The organism is Streptomyces katrae (assembly GCF_000966975.1).
Taxonomy (GTDB): Bacteria; Actinomycetota; Actinomycetes; order Streptomycetales; family Streptomycetaceae; genus Streptomyces; species Streptomyces katrae.
This window is the reverse complement of sequence record NZ_JZWV01000329.1, coordinates 1-2,655: the sequence shown is the minus strand read 5'-3', so window position 1 is coordinate 2,655 and position 2,655 is coordinate 1. Positions and strand designations below refer to the sequence as shown.

Sequence of the window (2,655 nt, the reverse complement as noted above, 5' to 3'; positions counted from 1 at the left end):
GCGATGGCTCCGCCGTTGACGTTGACCTTGTCGAGGGAGACGCCCATGTCCTTGACGAAGCGCAGGACGACGCCGGCGAAGGCCTCGTTCATCTCGATGAGGTCGATGTCGTCGATGGTGAGGCCGGCCTTGGCGAGGGCCTTGCGGGTGGCGGGGGCGGGGCCGGTGAGCATGATGGTGGGCTCGGAGCCGGAGACGGCGGCCGAGACGATGCGGGCGCGGGGGCGCAGGCCGTTTCGTTCGCCGGCCTCGCGGGTGCCGATGGCGACGAGGGAGGCGCCGTCGACGATGCCGGAGGAGTTGCCGGCGTGGTGGACGTGGTCGATCTTCTCGATCCAGTGGTACTTCTGCAGGGCGACGGCGTCGAAGCCGCCGAGGTCGCCGATGTCGGCGAAGGAGGGCTTCAGCTTGGCGAGGGTGTCGGCGGTGGTGCCCGGGCGGACGAACTCCTCGTGGTCGAGGACGACCAGGCCGTTGCGGTCGGTGACCGGGACGACGGAGCCGGCGAAGCGGCCCTCCTTGATGGCGGTGGCGGCCCGCTCCTGGGAGAGGGCGGCGTACTCGTCGACGTCGCGCCGGCTGAACCCCTCGATGGTGGCGATGAGGTCGGCGCCGATGCCCTGGGGGACGAAGCCGGTGTCCCAGTTGGTCATCGGGTCGGCGAACCAGGCGCCGCCGTCGGAGGCCATGGGGACGCGGGACATGGACTCGACGCCGCCCGCGAGGACGAGGTCCTCCCAGCCGGAACGGACCTTGGCGGCGGCCAGGTTGACGGCTTCGAGGCCGGAGGCACAGAAGCGGTTCTCCTGGACGCCGGCGACGGTGTCGGGGAGTCCGGCGGCGATGGCCGCGATGCGGGCGATGTCGGAGCCCTGGTCGCCGACGGGGCCGACGACTCCGAGCACGATGTCGTCGATGGTGGCGGGGTCGAGGCCGGCGTTGCGCTCGCGCAGGGCGTGGATGAGACCGACGACCAGGTCGATGGGCTTGGTGCCGTGCAGGGCGCCGTTGGCCTTGCCGCGCCCGCGAGGGGTGCGGATCGCGTCGTACACGTACGCTTCGGTGCTCACAGGTCTTGCCTTTCGGGAGGTCTGGCGGAAGTCGGGGGCCGGGCCGGCGGGTTCGGCCGAGGGGACGGGTTCAGCCGAGGAGGGAGCGTCCGATGATCTCCTTCATGATCTCGGTCGTGCCTCCGTAGATGGTCTGGATGCGGCCGTCGGTGAAGGCGCGCGCCACGCGGTATTCGGTCATGTAGCCGTAGCCGCCGTGCAGTTGGAGGCAGCGGTCGGCGACCCGCTTCTGGAGTTCGGTGGCCCACCACTTGGCCATGGAGGCGTGGACGTGGTCCAGTTCGCCGTTCGCGTGGTCGGTGATGCAGCGGTCGAGGAAGGTACGGGTGACCGCGCATTCGGTGGCCATCTCGGCGATCTCGAAGCGGATGTGCTGGAGCTTGGCGAGCGGGCGTCCGAAGGCCTCGCGCTCCTTGACGTAGGTGGTGGTGATCTCCAGGAGGTGTTCGGCGGCGGCGATGGCGGCCATGGCGATGCCCATGCGCTCCTGCGCGAGGTTGGTCATCAGGTGGACGAAGGCGCCATTGAGCTCGCCGAGCAGGTTCTCCTTGGGGACGCGTACGTCGTTGAAGAAGAGTTCGGCGGTGTCCTGGGCCTTCTGGCCGATCTTGTCGAGGTTGCGGCCGCGTTCGAAGCCCTCCGTACCGCGTTCGACGACGAGGAGGGACAGGCCGTGGGCGCCGCCCTCGGGGGTGGTCTTCGCGACGACGATGACCAGGTCGGCCAGGATGCCGTTGGAGATGAAGGTCTTGGAGCCGTTGAGCAGCCAGTGGTCTCCCCGGTCCTCGGCGCTGGTGCGGATGCCCTGGAGGTCGGAGCCGGCGCCCGGTTCGGTCATCGCGATGGCGGTGATGGTCTCGCCGGAGCAGAAGCCTGGCAGCCAGCGGCGTTTCTGCTCCTCGGTGGCCAGCGAGGTCAGGTAGGGGCCGATGATGTCGTTGTGCAGGCCGATGGCCAGGCCGGGGGCTCCGGCGCGGGTGAACTCCTCGGCGAGTACGGCCGCGTAGCGGAAGTCGGGGTTCCCGCCGCCCCCGTACTCCTCGGGGACGGCGAGGCCGAGCAGGCCCTGCCGGCCGGCGGCCCGCCAGGCGTCGCGGCTGACGATGCCGTCCTTCTCCCACTGTTCGTAGTGCGGCAGCACCTCCTTGGTGAGGAAGGTGCGGACGGTCTCGCGGAACGCCTCGTGGTCGGCGTCGTAGATGCGGCGTTGCATGGGCCCCCCTAGAGCCAGCTCTTGACGGTTTCGATCAGCCGGGCCGGCTCGGGGCCGACGGGCGTGACGTTGAGCATGGTGACGCCCGCTTCCCGGAAGGCCTCGACGCGCTCGCGTACGTACCCCTCGGGCCCGCAGAGGGTCATGAACTCGCAGAACTCGTCGGGGACCGCCGCGGCCGCGTCGCGCTTGCGGCCGGAGAGGTAGAGCTCCTGGATCTTCCGGGCCTCCTCCTCGTAGCCGTAGGCCACGGCGAGGTCGTTGTAGAAGTTGCGGCCGGGGGCGCCCATGCCGCCGACGTACAGGGCGATCTGCGGGCGGGCCAGGTCGCGGGCGCTCGCCGCGTCCTCGCCGATGGCCAGCAGGCGCCGG

3 protein-coding genes are annotated in these 2,655 nt (G+C 70.4%); all 3 read right to left on the bottom strand.

Features of this window, described 5'->3' with window-relative positions; all coding sequences use genetic code 11:
• Positions 1 to 1,070 (bottom strand): acetyl-CoA C-acetyltransferase (locus VR44_RS12990; protein ID WP_045947620.1); only part of this gene is annotated, 1,070 nt, incomplete at its 3' end.
• A 70-nt stretch (positions 1,071 to 1,140) separates the two neighbouring features.
• On the bottom strand, positions 1,141 to 2,283 hold the full coding sequence (locus VR44_RS12985; protein ID WP_045947619.1) for an acyl-CoA dehydrogenase family protein: 1,143 nt from the start codon (positions 2,281 to 2,283) through the stop codon (positions 1,141 to 1,143).
• Between the two features lie 8 nt (positions 2,284 to 2,291).
• Positions 2,292 to 2,655: LLM class flavin-dependent oxidoreductase (locus tag VR44_RS12980; protein WP_045947618.1), on the bottom strand; the 364-nt coding region annotated here is incomplete at its 5' end.

Coding starts and splice junctions, on each gene's coding strand:
- VR44_RS12985 (WP_045947619.1), bottom strand. CDS start 2,283: ATGCAACGCCGCATCTACGACGCCGACCACGAGGCGTTCCGCGAGACC.